Annotated in this window: 19 protein-coding genes; all 19 read left to right on the top strand. The window is 49.9% G+C overall.

Annotated elements, in window-relative coordinates; all coding sequences use genetic code 11:
* The 19 genes from ACCC71_RS12020 to ACCC71_RS11930 all read left to right on the top strand — a co-directional run bounded on the left by ACCC71_RS12020 (position 1) and on the right by ACCC71_RS11930 (position 17,828).
* On the top strand, positions 1-1,662 hold the full coding sequence (locus ACCC71_RS12020) for a type IV secretory system conjugative DNA transfer family protein (RefSeq protein WP_434309865.1): 1,662 nt from the start codon (positions 1-3) through the stop codon (positions 1,660-1,662).
* A gap of 2 nt (positions 1,663-1,664) precedes the next feature.
* A complete protein-coding gene (locus ACCC71_RS12015; RefSeq protein WP_434309864.1) occupies positions 1,665-2,699 on the top strand; it encodes a hypothetical protein in 1,035 nt (344 codons plus the stop codon).
* Between the two features lie 48 nt (positions 2,700-2,747).
* Positions 2,748-3,137, top strand: a complete 390-nt coding sequence (locus tag ACCC71_RS12010; protein WP_434309863.1) for a hypothetical protein — start codon at positions 2,748-2,750, stop codon at positions 3,135-3,137.
* Positions 3,138-3,385: 248 nt separating this feature from the next.
* On the top strand, positions 3,386-4,102 hold the full coding sequence (locus ACCC71_RS12005) for a vWA domain-containing protein (RefSeq protein WP_434309862.1): 717 nt from the start codon (positions 3,386-3,388) through the stop codon (positions 4,100-4,102).
* Between the two features lie 51 nt (positions 4,103-4,153).
* A complete protein-coding gene (locus ACCC71_RS12000; RefSeq protein ID WP_434309861.1) occupies positions 4,154-5,617 on the top strand; it encodes a protein phosphatase 2C domain-containing protein in 1,464 nt (487 codons plus the stop codon).
* 33 nt (positions 5,618-5,650) lie between these two features.
* Complete coding sequence (locus ACCC71_RS11995) at positions 5,651-7,189, top strand: hypothetical protein (protein WP_434309860.1); 1,539 nt, start codon at positions 5,651-5,653, stop codon at positions 7,187-7,189.
* A 43-nt stretch (positions 7,190-7,232) separates the two neighbouring features.
* Positions 7,233-8,243 (top strand): transglutaminase domain-containing protein, encoded by a 1,011-nt coding sequence (locus tag ACCC71_RS11990; RefSeq protein ID WP_434309859.1) that lies wholly within the window; start codon positions 7,233-7,235, stop codon positions 8,241-8,243.
* Between the two features lie 74 nt (positions 8,244-8,317).
* Positions 8,318-8,521 carry a hypothetical protein gene (locus tag ACCC71_RS11985; protein ID WP_434309858.1) on the top strand — a complete coding sequence of 68 codons (204 nt, stop codon included), beginning with the start codon at positions 8,318-8,320 and terminating at the stop codon, positions 8,519-8,521.
* Positions 8,518-9,108: a ClpP family protease gene (locus ACCC71_RS11980; protein ID WP_434309857.1), complete on the top strand. Its 591-nt coding sequence runs from the start codon at positions 8,518-8,520 to the stop codon at positions 9,106-9,108. The genes ACCC71_RS11985 and ACCC71_RS11980 overlap by 4 nt, the downstream gene beginning before the upstream one ends.
* Before the next feature lie 13 nt (positions 9,109-9,121).
* On the top strand, positions 9,122-9,907 hold the full coding sequence (locus ACCC71_RS11975; RefSeq protein ID WP_434309856.1) for a hypothetical protein: 786 nt from the start codon (positions 9,122-9,124) through the stop codon (positions 9,905-9,907).
* Complete coding sequence (locus tag ACCC71_RS11970; protein ID WP_434309855.1) at positions 9,904-11,508, top strand: type IV secretory system conjugative DNA transfer family protein; 1,605 nt, start codon at positions 9,904-9,906, stop codon at positions 11,506-11,508. Before ACCC71_RS11975 ends, ACCC71_RS11970 begins: the two co-directional genes overlap by 4 nt.
* Complete coding sequence (locus ACCC71_RS11965; RefSeq protein WP_434309854.1) at positions 11,495-12,466, top strand: hypothetical protein; 972 nt, start codon at positions 11,495-11,497, stop codon at positions 12,464-12,466. The genes ACCC71_RS11970 and ACCC71_RS11965 overlap by 14 nt, the downstream gene beginning before the upstream one ends.
* On the top strand, positions 12,454-12,843 hold the full coding sequence (locus ACCC71_RS11960) for a hypothetical protein (protein WP_434309853.1): 390 nt from the start codon (positions 12,454-12,456) through the stop codon (positions 12,841-12,843). Before ACCC71_RS11965 ends, ACCC71_RS11960 begins: the two co-directional genes overlap by 13 nt.
* A gap of 11 nt (positions 12,844-12,854) precedes the next feature.
* Complete coding sequence (locus tag ACCC71_RS11955; protein WP_434309852.1) at positions 12,855-13,073, top strand: hypothetical protein; 219 nt, start codon at positions 12,855-12,857, stop codon at positions 13,071-13,073.
* A 186-nt stretch (positions 13,074-13,259) separates the two neighbouring features.
* Complete coding sequence (locus tag ACCC71_RS11950) at positions 13,260-13,922, top strand: flavin reductase (RefSeq protein ID WP_434309851.1); 663 nt, start codon at positions 13,260-13,262, stop codon at positions 13,920-13,922.
* A 154-nt stretch (positions 13,923-14,076) separates the two neighbouring features.
* Positions 14,077-15,414, top strand: coding sequence for an MATE family efflux transporter (locus ACCC71_RS11945; protein WP_434311855.1), 1,338 nt, complete (start codon positions 14,077-14,079; stop codon positions 15,412-15,414).
* Positions 15,415-15,418: 4 nt separating this feature from the next.
* Positions 15,419-16,135: an AzlC family ABC transporter permease gene (locus ACCC71_RS11940; RefSeq protein ID WP_434309850.1), complete on the top strand. Its 717-nt coding sequence runs from the start codon at positions 15,419-15,421 to the stop codon at positions 16,133-16,135.
* On the top strand, positions 16,135-16,452 hold the full coding sequence (locus ACCC71_RS11935; protein WP_434309849.1) for an AzlD domain-containing protein: 318 nt from the start codon (positions 16,135-16,137) through the stop codon (positions 16,450-16,452). Before ACCC71_RS11940 ends, ACCC71_RS11935 begins: the two co-directional genes overlap by 1 nt.
* A 101-nt stretch (positions 16,453-16,553) precedes the next feature.
* A complete protein-coding gene (locus ACCC71_RS11930; RefSeq protein ID WP_434309848.1) occupies positions 16,554-17,828 on the top strand; it encodes an adenylosuccinate synthase in 1,275 nt (424 codons plus the stop codon).
* The last annotated feature ends 229 nt before the right edge of the window (positions 17,829-18,057 follow it).

Genomic DNA, 18,057 nt, shown 5'->3' with positions numbered 1-18,057 from the left:
ATGGTGAATTTACCTGGCTTTGAAAGTCTGGATAAAATAAAGAGAACATATCCGTATTTTGATCTTGTCACAAGAAAGTTTTCTTATAAAAAAGAAACAAAGTACTATGGCGGCGTGCCTGTACTGTACGACTCGGAAGCGAGGCGTCTCTATCTCGATTCCGGCGATACTCATAGCCTGGTTTACGGCGCTACGGGTTCCCTTAAGACAAGGGCGGTCGTTTCCCCGACGATAAAAATTCTGGGATATGCCGGCGAGTCCATGATTATCAATGATCCGAAGGGCGAGCTTTTTGCCCGCCATGCCGGCGACTTGAAAAAACAGGGGTATCGCATTCTTGAGATCAACTTCCGGGATCCCAGTGTTGGAAACGCCTGGAATCCGCTTTTTATCCCGTATCAGTTTTATCTGGACGGCGACTATGACAATGCCGCCGCTTTTATCCACGATATCGCCACCAATCTGGCGGCGATGGATAAATCCGAGAGCGAGCCTTTTTGGGATGAGGCTGCCGCCGACTGTTTTAGTGGCTTGATTCAATTGTTATTCCGTTACTGCAAAGATCACAACGCATCCATCCACGCGATTAACATCGGCAATCTTTTTGTGCTTCGGCGGGCGTTATTTTCCAATCGTCAGCCAGCGCAAAACTCTATTTTATGGAAATACGCCAGTGAAGATGAGATGGTAGCCGCAAGCTTAAGCGGCACCGTCTATGCGGCAAAAGAGACCATGAACAGTATCCTCAGTATCCTGGACCGGAAGCTGCGGTCTTTTGCCATTCGTCCGACGCTTTTGGATATGCTGGCGAATCATGATTTTGAACTGGGGGACATCACCAGAGAAAAAACAGCGGTTTTCCTGATCACGCCGGATGAGAAGACCAGCTATCACGCGTTGGTATCCATGTTTATCAAACAGACTTATGAATATTTTATTTATCGGGCGGCTCAAAGGCCGGATGGCAAGATGGAAAATCGTTTGAACTATATCATCGACGAGTTTTCTGCCCTTCCGACCATTGCGGATATGCCGGCCATGATTTCAGCGGCCAGGAGCAGGGACATCCGTTTTTTACTGGTCGTTCAGAGCAAGGCGGCGCTGAAACAACGGTACACCCATGAGTCGGAGACCATTATTTCCAACTGTACCAATTGGATTTTCTTTACAAGCCGGGAGCTAGATTTGCTGAAAGAACTATCAGAATTGTGCGGCGTTCAGAGAAACAATATGCCGAATATCAGCATATATGATCTGCAGCATTTTAGCAAAGAACGCCGGGAAGCACTGGTGCTGACCGGGCGTCTGAAACCAGCGAAAGTCAATATGCTTGATATCGATCAGTTTGGGGATAAGAAATATATTCTTTTGGAGCACGAAAAACGGGACCGGCAGGAGCGGGAGAAGCTGACATTTGCGTTGAGTGAGGAGATTCGGAAGAGACTTGTCCCCAATCTGCCCTCTAATCCTTTTGACGAGACGAATCCGTTTCATCAAAAAGCTGTTTCGCGTCCAAGTGTTCCATCCCCCAAAATTGACGTGGACGGTGTGCTTCGGCGGATTGATCAGCGAATTGAAGAACTGGAAAAAGAGGATGGGCAGACAGCGCAGACAGAGTCTGCGGATCGGATGGTATCTGAAAACGAAGAGAAAGGAGAATAGCGATGGCGGCGGAACAGGAAATCACAATCGATCTTGGCGAGGAAGAAATCGCGGCGGAAGAAGAGAACGATCGAAAAGAATACAAGGTAAACCTGCCGGTAAGCAAAGTAAACGCGATGGCTCAAACTTTTTTGGGATACATCTATCGCATGGATGATGAAGAGGCCAGGCAGGATCTGTATGAGTTAATGGAACGGTTTATCGGGCAGGAACAACAATCTGGAAGCGCAGATGATTTCCACAATTTTGCCGTGGAACTGGCGCGAAAAGATGAGTATGGCCTGGCCTGCCAGGTGTTGGAATGCGGCCTGAAGCTGTTTCCCAAAAACGTTGATCTGCTTTCCGACTATTTGCAGTATGGCATCAGCTGCGATAAGGGCGAGGAATGCAAGAAGTATTATAAGCGATTGCTGAAGATTCCGAAAAGACGCTGGACGTGGCGCGGCTTTGCCTTTTTGGTGGATTATTTGCAGTATATCATCGACCGGAGCGATTCCGAAAAGGAAATGGATGCCAAAGAACAGGAGATGCTGCAGATTGTTGCCGATTTCCGGAAACATTTTCCTTATAGTGAAGAGTCCTACCGCACGGAAGCCAATGTATATCGGGTGTTAAATATGCCGGATCAGGAGCTGGAAATTTTGAAAGCGGCTCTCGATCAGGTGCAGGTGGCGCCCAAGTGCGCGCTCCGCTATGCAGACATTCTTTTTGAACGCGGGCGGTATTCGGAAGCCGCGGAGGCGATCAAGCGGGGAATCAGCGACGCTACCCAGACGCAAAGCAGTGTGAACGAGGGATATATCTACTATCTTTCCGCGCTTTGTAAAATTGCAATCGCCCAAAAGCAAGGCGCGCCGATGGATGAGGTGGCTGCCAATGAAATCTACTCGGACTTTAATATCGCCTTGAACAAATTTCGGGATACCAGAAGCGGCTACTCAGAGGTAATCCGGACGAAAACCAATACCATGATCAACAAGACCGGCGTAGAAGTGGACGCAAAGTATGATTTGCTTTGCGAGTGTATCGCGGGATAAGGCCAAGCGGGGACAGCGGAAGGCAGATCCAAAAAGGGAGGAAATCCAATGGAGCATGCAAGCAAATTTGAAGAAGGAATGGAGAAAATCCTGCAGGACAATCCGGAAGCCAGAGAGGTGTTTGATTTTGTCTCTTCCGTGATGGAGGATGAAGGCGATATGGAAGTCGGCGTGATCGAAATCGACGGAAAGAACTATCTGGCCGTGAAAGAGTTCCAGGTGGGGGAAAATACATACGTCCATCTGATGAATGAGGAAAAACCCGCGGACATGATGTATCAAAAAGTGATTGTGGAGGATGGGGAAGAATATCTGGTAGGGCTGGATTCAGACCGGGAATTTGATTTGGTCGTCGCATATGAGCAAAAATATATCTGGCAGGATATTAAGAAGAAAATGGACGCATCTTCGAAAGATGCGGATTCGGGAATCGAATAAGGAAGAAGGGAAGAGGAATTCCGCGGGGCGGGGTTCCTCTTCTTTTTTGTGGGAAATTCCGGCGGCAAAAGAGCTCCGTTAAGGATACACACGAGCGTGCAAGGAAGATGGCAGCAGAGCTACCCCGCCGCAGGCGGAGAATTTCGCAGAGCGAAATTCTTTATTCGAAAAACCTGGAGATTCTGAAAATCAGAGCGTATAAAAAATCAGAGACACCCAATAAAGAAGAAAACATGGAGGTAAAAACGATGTGGAACAACAACTTTAACGATTACGATGTGCTGCCCCCGGAGAATATCAACGACGCTCATATGCCGGTGCTTCTTCTCTGCGATACTTCCTGGTCCATGAATGGAATGCCGATCCAGAATGTCAATGCTTCCGTAAACCGCTTTGCCGCGGATGTCTGCAAAGACCCCAAGGCGGCCGGGCTGGTGGACATCGCTGTGATGAGTTTTAACGACGCTCCCGCGATCGTTCAGGAATGGCGTCCCATCACCAAGATGCAGCCGGTGCAGTTTTCCGCCGGCGGGAATACCAACCTTTCCGCGGCCCTTGACATGGCGGTGAAAAAGGTGCGGGAACGCGGTCATCTCTATGAAGAGAACGGCATTGAGGTCAAGATGCCCTATATCATCCTGATCACGGATGGGTATGGAGGCGATGTCACGGCGATTGCTCAGGAGATCAAGAAGCGGGTAGCGGATAAAAAGATGCAGCTTTGGGTTCTCGCCGTAAAGGGCTACAGCAAAGAGACCGTAGCGAAGCTGACCGACGGGAAACGCGTATTTGAACTGGTCCATGAGGATGGCTATGATTTTACGGAATTCTTCGACTTGATGGCGGTCAGCGTCAAGGCAGTATCCACCAGTTCGCCGGATCAGAAGATTCATGTAGATAATCCCTTGAAAAAAGAAGGCACCAATCTGAAAGTGCCGGATTTGGACGAGTGGCTGAACAAGTAATCTGTGGTTTGCAAAGGCGCCAGATTGCGCTGGCGGGAAAGGAGGCTTTCGATGATTCGTTTCTATAAAGCGAATATGGCAGGACCCAGTCATATCGATCACAAGATTCCCTGCCAGGATTCCTGTTTCATTTTGGAGCGGGAGGATGGCGTTGCAGTGGCGGCTTGTGCCGATGGACTGGGAAGCGAACGTTATTCGGATGTGGGCTCCCGCATTGCAGCGGAAACTGCCGTTACCTATTGTGCAGAGCACTATTCCTGCGAGATGACGCTGGAAGAGGCAAAAGGTGTGATGAAAACGGCCTTTGCCCAGGCGTACCAAGCGGTTTTGGCGGAGGCGGATCAGGCGGGAAATTCAGAGGATGAATACGATACAACCTTGTGCCTTGCCATTTACGATGGAAAGCGGGTACGCTACGGCCAGTCCGGCGACAGCGGAATGGTGGTTCTGTTAGAAAACGGAGAGTATCAGCCGGTGACGGTGCAGCAGCGCGATTCGGAAGGCTATGTCTTCCCCCTTTGTTCCGGGCCAGAGATGTGGGAGTTTGGAGAGGTGGAACAGCCGGTATCGGCAGTGATGCTGATGACGGACGGGGTATGGGAACAGATTTGTCCCCCTCTGCTGCGCCGTCAGGAACGGAAAATAAACGTTGCGCTCGCCCGGAAATTTATGGAACGGGATGAGACCGAGGAAGCAGAGATCCGTGCTTTGGAAGCCGCCGCTGCATCTTACCTGGAAAAGTATCCCCGCCGTCTGTTGGATGACGATAAAACGATCGTGGTGCTTTATAACCCAGAGCGGCCTGCAAAAAAGCAGGGGGATGAGTATTACAAAGGGCCGGATTGGAAGAAGCTGTGCGAACATGCAAAAAAGAGGCTTTACCCTCCGGAGTCAAAGGAAATGAATGCCTCAAAACAGCCCGAATCCCCGGAGTCGGGAGAAAGGGATACCCCCAAAAAGTCCGATCCTCCGATGCGCGGAAAGTTAGAAACGAATCCTCCTTTGGAGCGCTGGTGGAGCGTGATGGGGATGGCTGCGTGTTTCCTGTTTGGCATCTTGGCTTATGTTCTAAGTGATTTTGTCAGGGAACACACGCCGGTCAGCTATCTTGGGGTGCTGTTTGCCTGTTTCCTGGCCAATGCCTCGGTTTTGCTTCCCGCTCCCAGTATCCTGATTGTGGTGCAGTATGCGCTTCTTTTAAATCCCGTGCTCGTTGCCGGCTGTGGTGCAGCCGGCGCGGCTTTGGGGGAGATGGTCGGTTTCGGGGCTGGGGCGTGTGGAAGCCGGTTGGCAAAGCAGAAATATTTTCGCAAAATAGAGCGGCTGATTCCGAAATACCCCTATGGGATGGTATGTATTTTTTCCGCGCTTCCCCTTCCCCTTTTCGACGTAATCGGGCTGGCCGCAGGAGCAATGAAGTTAAATCCCTATCGCTTTTTCTTCGCGTGTTTCCTGGGAAAGCTGGTCAAGATGCTGAGTTTTGCCAAGGCGGCAGCCTTGGTGTTTCTTTCATAGGATTTCGTAAAGCGGCGGAAAAGGAGGAACCTCATGGATGTGTATACGCTTTCAGGAAAAAAGATTGTTTTAAAAGAACCGGCATTGAATGCCGGCGGGGAGGGCTCGGTTTATGAAATCAAGGGCTACCCCAAAAAAGTAGCAAAAATTTATCACCATGCCTCCGACGCCTGTGCCCGTGAAAAGAAGATCAAAGAGATGGTTCAGATCAGCGAAACAAATTTTTTTCGGAGCTTGAACTTAGCCCAGGATATCGCGTGGCCGTTAGCGCCGCTTTTCGACGAAACACACCATTTTATTGGTTTTGGCATGAACCGGATTGCCGCGAGCAATGAACTGGACGATCTTTATGTGTATCCGCCAAAGCGCGGCGGGGCGGCTTCGATCAAACATCGCATCGACTGTCTGATCAGTCTGTGCGACGTGATCAGCAGGCTGCATTGCACCGGCCAGATCTTTGGCGATTTCAATCCCAATAACATTAAAATCAAATCGGATTGGACGGTAAATTTTGTGGATGCGGACTCCTACCATATCTACCGCGCTGGAAATGTGTATCGATGCATCGTATGCGCGCCGGGATACGTGGCTCCGGAGTTGATTCGAGCCTGTAAGGGAACCACCTATGCGGACTATCCGGGGCCTACCTTTACTTGCGAGACGGATTATTTTGCTTTGGCCATTCACTGTTTTCGAATGCTGATGAATGGCTGCCATCCCTATACCTGCCAGCGGCAGCCAAAGGGAGTGGGGTCTGCACCCGCGCCCAAGTCCGTGGATAAGCGGATTGAAAGCGGAGAGTCGCCCTTTTTTCAGACGATTCCTGATTATACGATTCCCAGTTACGCTCCCGATATCCATGCGCTGCCGCTCTATATTTATGAACTGTTCCGACGGGCTTTCGTGGATGGTTATACGAATCCCAAAGCTCGCCCAACCGCCAGTGAATGGAAACTCGCTTTAGAAAGGTTTCGGGGGGAGCTTCAGCCATGTTCCCATAATCCCGCCCATGATTACTGGAAAGGAAATCCAAGCTGCCCTTACTGTGAGGCAGACCGGCGGTATAGCGGTAAAATGAGCGCCTTTGTAACAAAGCCGGCGTCTGTGGATAAGAAAAGACGAATGCCGGCGCGTCCGATTCCGATGAAAAAAATGGTTCAGCCAGCCTCTGCCGCACCTTTCCCGCCGCGCAATACGACTGGAAAGTCAGCTTTTGGGGCAATTACCATTGTGCTATCTATTCTGATGCTGGTTCTGATGGGATATTGGGTTTTTCCGGACTTATATTCCTCCTTTACGGATAATAAGACGCTGGCGGCGATCGGTGTGATTGGCAGCTGCGTCTCCGGATTTGCCGGCGTCTTGATCTATAACCGCCGTTGGGCCATCGGGAATACCAGAGGAAAATACCGATGGTATGAATATCTGCTGTCTATGCTTGCCGCGCTGGGATTTTCACTGGGATTTGGCGTTTTGATGGGAATTGTCGCGATGGTTTTTGCGGTTTTATGTTATATCGGCATCGCATTGCTGATTATCGGAGTACTCGCTGCCGTCTGCTCCGGGGGCTGACCCCTAAAAGATGGGAAAGCGGGCCTGTAGAGGAGGGAAGTTTATGGGAATTGCATCATTCCTGCCGAAAGGACAATATCGCTACTACTACCGCCTGCTTTCCGCTTCCGAGCAGCGTGTGTATGTCAAACTTCTAAAAGGGATGGTAAATTTTAAACCTTCGGTTATCTGTCCGAAATGCAGCGCCGGAGAAATGCAAAACGTGTACGAGAGTTTAAGATGGGATATCCCGGAGTTATTTTATGTAAAAAACATTTCCCTTCAATATTTCTCCAATGCTCCAGAAAACTGTACGGCGCGTCTGGAGTACCGGTTTGATGAAAAGACCGTGTTCCACATATTGGCACGGCTGGAACAAACCTATGGGGATTTTATTGATTCGGTGAAGGGGAAAACCGAGTTGGAACGGGAAGAGGCGATCCATGCTCTTTTGACCAGCAGGGTAACATACCGGGATGCGGACGCTCCTTATAGTCATGAAGCACCGGGGGCCTTGCTTTATGGTATCGGCGTCTGTGAAGGCATCGCGAAAGCCTTCCAATATCTGGCGGACCGGACAGGGCTTTCCTCGATTCTGGTGATAGGTGAGGCCAGAAATCAGGAAAAGGAAGAGGGGCATGCGTGGAATCTTTGCCGTGTGGATGGAACATTTTATCACGTGGATCTTACCTTTGACCTTACCGTTTCCAACGGGTGCGAAAGATACGATTATTTCAATCTATCCGATCAGGAAATCCGAAACGATCATCGATGGTCTCGTCCCATCCCTCTTTGCAAAGAAGCGATGCATTATTATAAGCGGAAAGGTCTGTATTTTGAGACAAAAAGTCAGCTGGTTCAATTCCTCCGGCGGCTGCCGGAGCAGACAAAAGAGGCGGTGTTTCAATTACCCTATTTTGAACAAGGTCGGGAAGGGACGCCGGAGCTTGTAAAGGAGCTCATCGGGGAGCATCTTGTCCGCGGCGCGGGGGAAAACCGGCGGTTTTCCCTGAGTTATCATCTGGAGCGTATGGTATTTGAGATAGCAATTTCCTCCCTTGACAGGGAAGATTAGAAAAATTTTCTTTTCTTTGGAGATTTTCAAAATTGTTTCGTAATCAGAGATATCACACGAAGGAGGATGAGAAAATGTTCCAATGTAACAATCACATGTATGAAAATCTTTTCCAGCAGGGGGTATCGATTTGCGAGCCAAAAGATTCTCTGATTGCAATTGCAAAAAAAGAGCTGTTTCTTCCGGAAAAGAAAATCGTCCTCCTGGACGAAATGACGGAAGAAGAGACCGTGATGTTCAAATCCCTTGGCGCTTATAAAGGAGGTAGGAATTTATGAATTATTTGGTAAAAAAGGCTGTCAATCTCAATGGCCAGGACATGATGCTGGCGCCTCTCGACATTGACTATTCTCATCGTATGATTTCTATTACCGGAGAGATCAATGAGGAGATCGCAACAATCGTAAATTCCGCGTTGAGATGCCTCGCACGGGATTCGGAGGAAGATATCACACTCTATATCCAGAGCCCCGGCGGTTCTGTTTCCGCTGGATTTAGTATTTATGATACGATGAAAGCCCTGAAATGCGATATCCGTACCGTGGCCTCCGGAATGGCGGCCAGCATGGGAGCCTTTCTCCTGGCGGCTGGAACAAAGGGAAAGCGTTATATTCAGCCCAACGCGGAGGTTTTGATTCATCAGCCCCTGGGAGGAATGAGCGGTCAGGCTACGGATATCCGGATTCATGCGGAGCACATATTAAACATTCGCGGGAAGATCAATCAGATTTTTGCAGAGTGTACCGGGCAGCCGGTGGAAAAAGTAGAAAATGATACGGAGCGGGATCATATCATGGACGCCAAAGAGGCCCTTTCTTATGGACTGGTAGACCGGATTGGCGCCCCCATTTCTGAGTGGATATAGGAGGAAATCATCGATGAACGCGATTCAGATTCAAAAACCCATTGGACTTGGTCCGGTCTGTACTGAGATTGAGAAGGTTTGTAAAAATGCGTATCGGTATAAACGCTGCGGATTGAAACCGGATCACCTGTTGATTCCGCTCGACGCGGGAGAAGGAAGAACCACGTTGGTGGAATACCTGACGGATATGTATAAGGAACATGGCGTTTTGAGTTTTGCAAGCGGCTTGGACGATTATATCGAGATTTCCTTTGACGGCACGCTGCATCAGTTGAAGCAGGCATTTTCTGCGATTGACTCCGCCGCGGTCTACGAAAACGAATATGCCAACGTCATTGGAATGGACATTACCAACCTTTCTCTGCACATGAATGAGACCCAGTTCGGGGAGTTTATGAGCAATTGCAAGCGGATTTGCGAGAATGCCTGCGTCCTTTTCTTTGTCCATTCCGAGCCGACGAAAAATGAAGAACGGTTGATGGAAAAACTGTGTGAAACCATCGATCATATCAAATGGATCCGCGTAAAACCCTACACAGAGGAAGAAATTTGCCGTTTGATGGAAAAGAGAATGGAGGAATGTGGCATTGAGTTGGAAAACCATGCGGCGGTCCATGCCGTTTTCCTGGAGATGGCGAGACGCTTTCCCATCGCCACGGTTTCCGACGCCTTAGCCGTCGCGGACGAATTGATACACGTGACAGATTTTTCCGGGTTAACGCCAGTTCTTCGCGAGTATAGCCTTACGGCATGGATGAAAGCATGGTATGGCGAAAAGGAAAGGAGAGAGGTCAAATGAGCAGAAGCGAACGTTTAAATACGAAAAATGAAATAAAGCGGCATTTTCGTAAAACAACCGACCCGAAAAATGGCGCGGGGCCGATCATTCTGGCGGAGAATGGGGAACAGTATTCCGTTGACAGTGAATCGCATATCGAAGTCATCGGAAAAACCGGAAAAGGAAAAAGCCAGTGCTGCAGCCTTCATTTTATCCGGGAGATCTTAAAAAAGGGCGAAAGCGCGGTGGTTCTGGATCCGAAGAAAGAGTGCTATACGCAAAATGCGGACGCGATTCCCGCTGGTTATCAGACATTTTGTGTGGATTTTCGGAATCCCAGAAAGAGCCCTACCAAGTGGAACCCCTTAAGCACTCCCTACCGCCTGTCTCAGTCGGAGCGCCGGGAGGACCGGGATATAGCGAGCTCCATGGTCAGCGAGCTGTGGAACGGCGTCTGCCCCTATGACGGCCATTCGGATAAATTTTGGAGCGACGCTTCCGCAAACTATGCCAAAGGCCTTACCTACGGACTTTTTGAGACCGCGGAGGAAGAGCAGGTGAACCTGGACAGTGTGGCGGTTATGATGGAACAGTCTGAAATTCGGTACGCCAGCGGTACGATCGCGAAAGAGTTCTATGAGACGCTGCCGGACGATTCCCTTGCAAAACGAAATTTAGCCGCCTATGTGACAGGTCCCAATGAGACGCGGGCGTCCATTCACAGCGTAGCAGCTTCAAATATCGAAGTTTTCAGCAGAAGTAAGGGTTTGATGGAGATGCTGAGCCAGGATACCTTGAATATATTGGATTTGGATGTGACCCGCCCCTTTATCATCTTTATCGTGCTGCCAGATGAGACGGATGTATACGACACCCTGGCCGGTCTGCTGGTTTCCCAGATATCCCAGCATCTGATCCGCGTGGCACAGGATTTGGGCGGCAGACTGCCGATTCGGGTCAATCTGGTTCTGGAAGAGCTGGGCTCCGTGGGAAAAAGCATCCCCAATCTTCCGAATCTGATGGTGGCCGGCAGAAGCCGCAATCTGCGGCTGATGCTTATTTTGCAGAGCAACGCGCAGTTGGTCGATGTCTACGGGAAAAGCAAAGCGGAAACCATCCATTCCTGCATCGGTATGACGATTGCTTTCGCCACAAATAGCTGGGAAACCCTGAAAGAGTGGTCCCAGCGCTGCGGGGAACGGCAAGTGGAAATCAACAATCACATCGTGAAGGAGCCTCTGATTACCGCGGCGCAGTTGGCGGCTATGCCGGCGGGGACGGCGCTGATATTGATTGACAATCGGTATAAATTTATCTCCCGCCTCCCTTTTTTCTACGAGACCTATGGTTACTCGGAGCCCAAAGAGCTTCCTTCCACGGACGCAAGCAAAGACTACCAGATACGGACGTTACATTTTGAGGAAATGGTAAAGAGCAGAAAAAAGAAGCAGATTCAGGCTGATTTAGCGAATAGAAGGAGAGCAAGGAGACAGCCTTCTCCCTTCTGGGCGATGACGGAGGACGAGGAGCCTCTGGATGTGAACGAGCTGCTTGCGCAGATTGATAAGAAAATTGCCGCCTTGGATGCGGAGGAATTGGAGTTGTCTGATGAGATATCCTAAAATCGCAAATTGGCTTGTGTTCCGGCGGATTGCTCCGAATCAGTGGGAGGTAAAAGATTATCTGCTGGAGGAAACCTGCACGATAGGGAACGGCCTGGCCCGTTTTGCCCGGAAGCTGGACGGTCATGTGAATCCTTATGCCATAGACCCGACTCTTGACAAGGAAGACGTCGATGAAATGCTGCAAATCCTGGATGAGAATGAAATGCTGCGCTACAGCAGCCGTATCGCGGTCTCGGCTGGGACGGTTTACCGTACTTTGTGGATTCCAAAGGGCAGTGGATTCTCTCGGATTCTGGCGTTCGCGAATCATATGCTGCTCAAATATCTGTGGCTTCCAGTGTTTATTTCGGGTATCCTTCTCCTTTGGAACCGCGCCCCGATTCTTGGCAGAGACCATATGTTTCTGGGCAGTCTGGCAGGGGTGATGTTGGGAATGCTGTTTCATGAGCTTGCTCATGGATGTGCCTGTCTTTCTTATGGCGGACGCGTGTTTGAACTTGGCGTGATGCTCCATCATTTTCTCCCCGGCGCTTATGTTCTGCTCAGCGCGGAAGCGATAAAAAATCGGATGAAACGGGTGCAGATCGATGCGGCGGGAATCGAGGCAAATCTGATGCTGGCCGGCCTCCTTTTCCTGGCGGCGTTGCAGTTTCCGGCATGGGGCGGCGCTTTCGTGTGCGGAGCCGTCACAAATATTTTGATGGCAGCGCTGAACTTGACCCTAATCGAAGGGTTTGACGGAGCCGCGATACTCTCGGAACTATTAGGCGCGGAGGACTTGATTGCCGACGCCAAATCGATTGTTTGGAAGAGACAAAAAAGACGGAGATGGAGAAAGAAGGGGCGATTGGACAATGGAATGTTGGCTGCCTGTTATCTGATTACCGGCGTTCAGATTGCGCTTCCCTTACTTTTGCTTGTAAATGCTGCGGAGGTGATCCTATGGCTTCTGTAAACAAAAAAACATTGCGTTTTCCCCTTCTTGCTGTCGCGGCGCCGGCGGGGCTTTCCGCTCTGGCTGCGGTGAAACGCTCTGTCTGGCTCGCCGCAGTTGTGGCCGCCGCCCTTTTCCTGATCGTGAGAGTTGTCCCGATTTGTAAAAGAAGGGAGAATCTTTGGATGTTCCTGTTGGTGGCGGCGGCCAGCGTACCGGTAAATCTATCCGCGGTCATAGATTTTCTTCAAGCGGGATATGGGGGCGGGGATTTCTTTTTTCTTTCCCTCCTTCGGGGGGCGCTGCTGTATCTGATGCTGTTCAGTATAGAAGAAATTGTATTTGGTTATGTTACTCGTTTATTATGGAGACGCCAAAAAAAGTGGAATGTGGTATAGGAGGAACAGAAATGGGCAAATTTAAACCATCGGATTACTCGATTGAGAATGCGATTAAAGAAGCGGCGAGATACCAGGGAGGGATCTATGCCGGCGACAACTATGTGATGAAAGATCACGGCGATTATATCGAGGTCCACGTGGATGCGGACAATGCAAAAGGGCATATCAGCCTGGACATTTACTATGATGAGGAGGGGAGAATTACCAAAATAATTCCTCATAAGTAATGGTACCTTCAATTGACGAGGGCAAAATTTTCTCTATCCTGGCCGTGTATGTCCTTGCCAATGGATGCGTTTGGAAAAAATTGTTAAGTCTTTGGCGGAAGGCTTGATTTTCAAGATCAAATGACGTATCTTATAGATATCTCAGGAAATCTGGGACAGACGAACAACAAAACACGGGAGGTCATCATGGATCAAAAAACATTTTTTCACATGTCCTATGGCGTTTATCTGGTGACGGCTATGGATGGGGAGCGTCCCACTGGCTGTATCGCCAACAGCATCATGCAGATCACATCTTCGCCGGCAACGGTGGCCGTCAGTATGAATCATGACAATTATACAAATTCCTGTATCGCAAAGACTGGAAAGTTTGCTTTTTCTATCTTGTCAGAGAAGACAGATCCGGCGCTGATCGGCCTTTTCGGATTTCATTCTGGGAAAGATATCGATAAATTTGCAGGAAAAGATTATCAGATGGTAGAAGGAGTCCCGGTGCTAAAAGAGGGCTGCGGATATGTGGTTTGCCGTGTGATCGATAAGATGGAAACCGCTACGCATACCGTATTTCTAGGACAGGTAGAAGAGGCAGAAAGACTCCCCGGAGACGCGCCTGCCATGTCCTACGCCTATTACCATAACGTAGTAAAAGGCAAGAGCCCGAAAAATGCGCCCACCTATGTGGAGGAAAGCGCGGCAGAGCCGCAGAAAGAAACGGCCGAGGCGGAAACAAAGAGCGAGAAATGGGTGTGCCAGGTTTGCGGGTACGTTCATGAAGGAAAACTGCCGGACGGCTTTCAGTGCCCGATCTGTGGAGTGGGAACCGACCGGTTTGAAAAGCAGGAAGAGTGAAAATATCGCTGGGAAATAAGAAAAAGGGCTGGCGGAATTTTCAAAAATAGGTTAGAATAGCAAGCAGGTGGTTTCCCTTCGGAATCCGCCTGTTTTTACTGCCAAAAAAGTAAGGGGGAGAATTGTTTTGGCAAAGAAAAGCTATGAGATTGATATGTGCAATGGGCCGCTGCTTGGAAAAATTTTGCGGTTTGCCTTGCCATTGATGTTATCCGGTGTCTTGCAGCTTTTATTTAACGCGGCGGACATCGTGGTAGTAGGGCAGTATGCAGGACAGCAAGCGCTGGCGGCAGTCGGCTCTACCAGCTCACTGATTAATCTTTTAATCAACGTTTTTATCGGATTGTCCGTGGGCGCCTGCGTCCAGGTGGCACGGTTTTTCGGCGCAAAGTCAGACCGCGATATCAGCGAGACGGTTCATACGGCGATTGCCCTGAGTTTGGTATGCGGAGTCTTTTTGGTATTTTTTGGATTTTTCCTGTCAAAGCCCCTGCTTTCCCTCATGGGAACTCCGGATGATGTTCTGGATATGGCGACGCTTTATATGCGGATTTATTTTGCGGGGATGCCGGTGATTATGCTGTACAACTTTGGCAGCGCGGTACTGCGGGCTGTCGGGGATACAAAACGTCCCCTATATTTCCTGGTGATGGCTGGGGTTGTCAATGTGCTTTTGAACCTGTTCTTCGTGATTGTCTGCGGCATGGATGTGGACGGCGTGGCGCTGGCTACGGTGTTGGCCCAGTGTATTTCGGCTGGGCTGATCGTGTACACTCTGATGCGCACGGAGGGAAGCTATCAACTCTATTTAAAGAAGCTAAAAATCCACAAAACGAAGTTTTTGGGAATCCTGCGCACCGGTCTTCCAGCCGGCGTCCAGGGCGCGTTGTTTTCGATCTCCAACGTGCTGATTCAGTCTTCGATCAACAGTTTTGGCTCTGTCGTTATGGCGGGCAGTACTGCTGCGGCCAATATCGAGGGATTTATCTACACGGCGATGAATTCCTTCCATCACGCGGCGCTTAGTTTTACCAGTCAGAATATGGGAGCCAAAAAATACGACCGGATGGGGCGCGCTCTCGGAATCTGTCTGGTTTCTGTGGCAATTTTGGGCCTGGTGGCTGGAAATTCGGCTGTTCTGGCGGGGAATTTCCTGATCGGGATTTACTCTCCGGAAGCGGACGTCATTTCCTACGGCGTTTTAAGACTGCGGCATGTCGTTCCCCTCTATTGCATCTGCGGGATGATGGACACCATGGTAGGCGCTATTCGGGGCATGGGCTTTTCGGTGATGCCGATGATCGTTTCCACCATCGGAGCCTGCGGTTTGCGGATTTTGTGGATCTATACCATCTTTGCGGCTTATCCGACGTTAGAAGTTCTGTTCCTGTCTTATCCGGTATCCTGGACAGCGACGACTCTGGTGCATATTGCCTGCTATCTGTACGTAAGAAAAAAAGTGCTGCCGGCGAGACTGGCGGCGGAGGAGTAGAAACATGAAGGGAAATCAAGAATTCCGGCAAGGGCTGCGGGACGGCCTTCCGATCTGTCTGGGATATCTGTCCGTGTCTTTCGCCTATGGGATGAAGGCCGTGTTAGCCGGCCTTCCTGCCTGGATTGTGACGGTGATCTCGCTGTCCAATCTGACCAGTGCAGGACAATTTGCCGGTACGAATTTAATCTTGTCCGGCGGGTCCTATCTGGAAATTGCTCTGACGACGGGAATTATCAATTTGCGGTATTTCCTGATGTCTCTGTCCATGTCGCAGAAGGTGGAAGAGAAGATGACATTCCGCCAGCGTTTGGCGGTCTCTTTTGGCGTGACCGACGAGATCTTCGCAGTGTCTATGCAGCGGCCGCGGGAGCTTTCCGCCTGGTATATGTGCGGACTGATTTTGACGCCGGTGATCGGATGGACAGGCGGGACGTTTTTAGGGGGCGTGGCGACCACGCTGCTCCCGGAAAGCCTTTCCAGCGCTCTTGGGATCGCCCTTTATGGGATGTTTATCGCGGTGATTGTGCCTCCGGCAAAAAAGCAGAAGCCGGTACTGTTTACCGTGCTTTTGGCGGTCGCTTTTAGCGTTCTGTTTCACACGGTTTCCTGGCTCTCCTTCTTATCCGGCGGCTGGGGGATTATTTTGATCACGATTGTGGTCAGCGGGATTGCGGCGGTTCTGTTTCCCATCAAAGAAGAAGCAAAGGAGGAGGCGTGATGGAAGGAGATATGCTTCGCGTGATTGTAAGCGTGGGCGTGATGGCCGGCGTGACTTATTTGATTCGGATGCTCCCGATGGCGATTTTCCGAAAGCGAATGAACAACGTATATGTGAAGTCATTTTTAGCGTATGTTCCTTATGCGGTGCTGGCGGCGATGACCTTTCCGGATATTTTTTCTTCCACGGCATCGACGGCCTCGGCTGTGATTGGAACGGCGGCGGCGGTTCTCCTTGCTTACTTTGGCAGGGGGCTGCTGACGGTGGCCCTTGGCGCCTCGGCGGCGGTTTTTCTGGTACAGATATTAGGTTTTTGACAAAAATTGCTTGATTTTCCCCGTGAATTCGTATATAGTATGGATGGCGTTTTGCAGTTGATAAGATTCTGCAAGTGAGAAGTAAGACAGGAGGATTGTAAATGGTAAGAGCGATTGTTGGCGCTAATTGGGGCGACGAAGGAAAAGGAAAAATTACGGATATGCTGGCGAAGGAATCCGATATTGTGATTCGGTTCCAGGGCGGAAGCAATGCCGGGCATACAATTATCAACGACTATGGCCGTTTTGCTCTTCATCTGCTTCCTTCCGGTGTTTTTTACAGCCATGTGACCAATATGATTGGAAATGGCGTAGCGTTGAATATTCCTTATTTTATCAATGAACTTCAGGAGTTGACTTCAAAAGGGGTTCCGGAACCAAAGATCCTGGTTTCAGACCGGGCTCAGATTCTGATGCCGTATCATGTGCTTTTGGATCAATATGAGGAAGAACGCTTAGGAGGCCGGTCCTTTGGTTCGACCAAATCGGGCATTGCGCCTTTTTATTCGGATAAGTATGCAAAGATCGGCATTCAGGTCAGCGAGCTGTTTCAGACCAAGGTTCTGCGGGAGCGGGTGGATAAGGTATGCGAGTTGAAAAATGTTCTCTTTGAGCATCTGTATCACAAGCCGCCCATGGACCCGGATGTTTTGATGCAGACGCTGTTAGAGTACCGGGATATGATCGCTCCCTATGTATGCGATACCTCGGCGTATTTGCATCAAGCTTTGAAAGAAGGAAAGAATATCTTGCTGGAGGGACAGTTGGGCTCCCTGAAGGACCCGGATCACGGGATTTATCCGATGGTGACGTCCTCTTCGACGCTAGCGGCTTACGGAGCAATCGGAGCGGGTATTCCTCCCTATGAGATTAAAAATATTACCACGGTTGTAAAAGCGTATTCCAGTGCGGTTGGCGGCGGCGCTTTTGTCAGTGAGATCTTTGGCGACGAGGCGGAGGAACTGAGAAAGCGCGGCGGAGACAAAGGCGAATACGGCGCTACGACGGGCCGTCCGCGCCGGGTCGGTTGGTTTGACTGTGTGGCGTCCCGGTATGGCTGCCGGATTCAGGGTACGACGGAAGCAGTGTTGACCATTGTGGACGCTCTGGGATATTTGGATGAGATTCCGATGTGCGTCGGCTATGAGATCGACGGAGAGATTGTCCGGGATTTCCCGGCCAGTGAAAAGCTGGATCGGGCGAAACCGGTGTGGAAGAAAGTACCTGGCTGGAAGTGCGATATCCGGGGAATCCGGAATTACGAGGAACTTCCGGAGGCTTGTCGGAATTATGTGGAGACCATCGAGAAGGAACTGGGGGTTCCGATTACCATGGTGTCCAATGGGCCGGGAAGAGAGGATATCATTCTTCGCTGATATTGGATGAGGAATTCTTTAACTGCCCTGCGGCGGATGTTTCCGCTGCAGGGCAGTTTTTTTCGGCAAGATTCAGATGGCAAAAGGATTCGGGTGAAAGAGGTCGATATATTTTGTATTTGCAGGAGCATTAGTACTTCTCAGATTCCGAAAATTTGTATTATGAACAAAAATAAGACTGTTTGAGCGCAGCGAGTTTCTTATTTTTGTGAGTGCTTTTTACAAATTT

Source organism: Hominifimenecus sp. rT4P-3 (assembly GCF_051055405.1).
Taxonomy (GTDB): domain Bacteria; phylum Bacillota; class Clostridia; order Lachnospirales; family Lachnospiraceae; genus Pseudolachnospira.
Note: the sequence above shows the minus strand (reverse complement) of the source record. Positions and strands in the feature narration are given on the sequence as shown.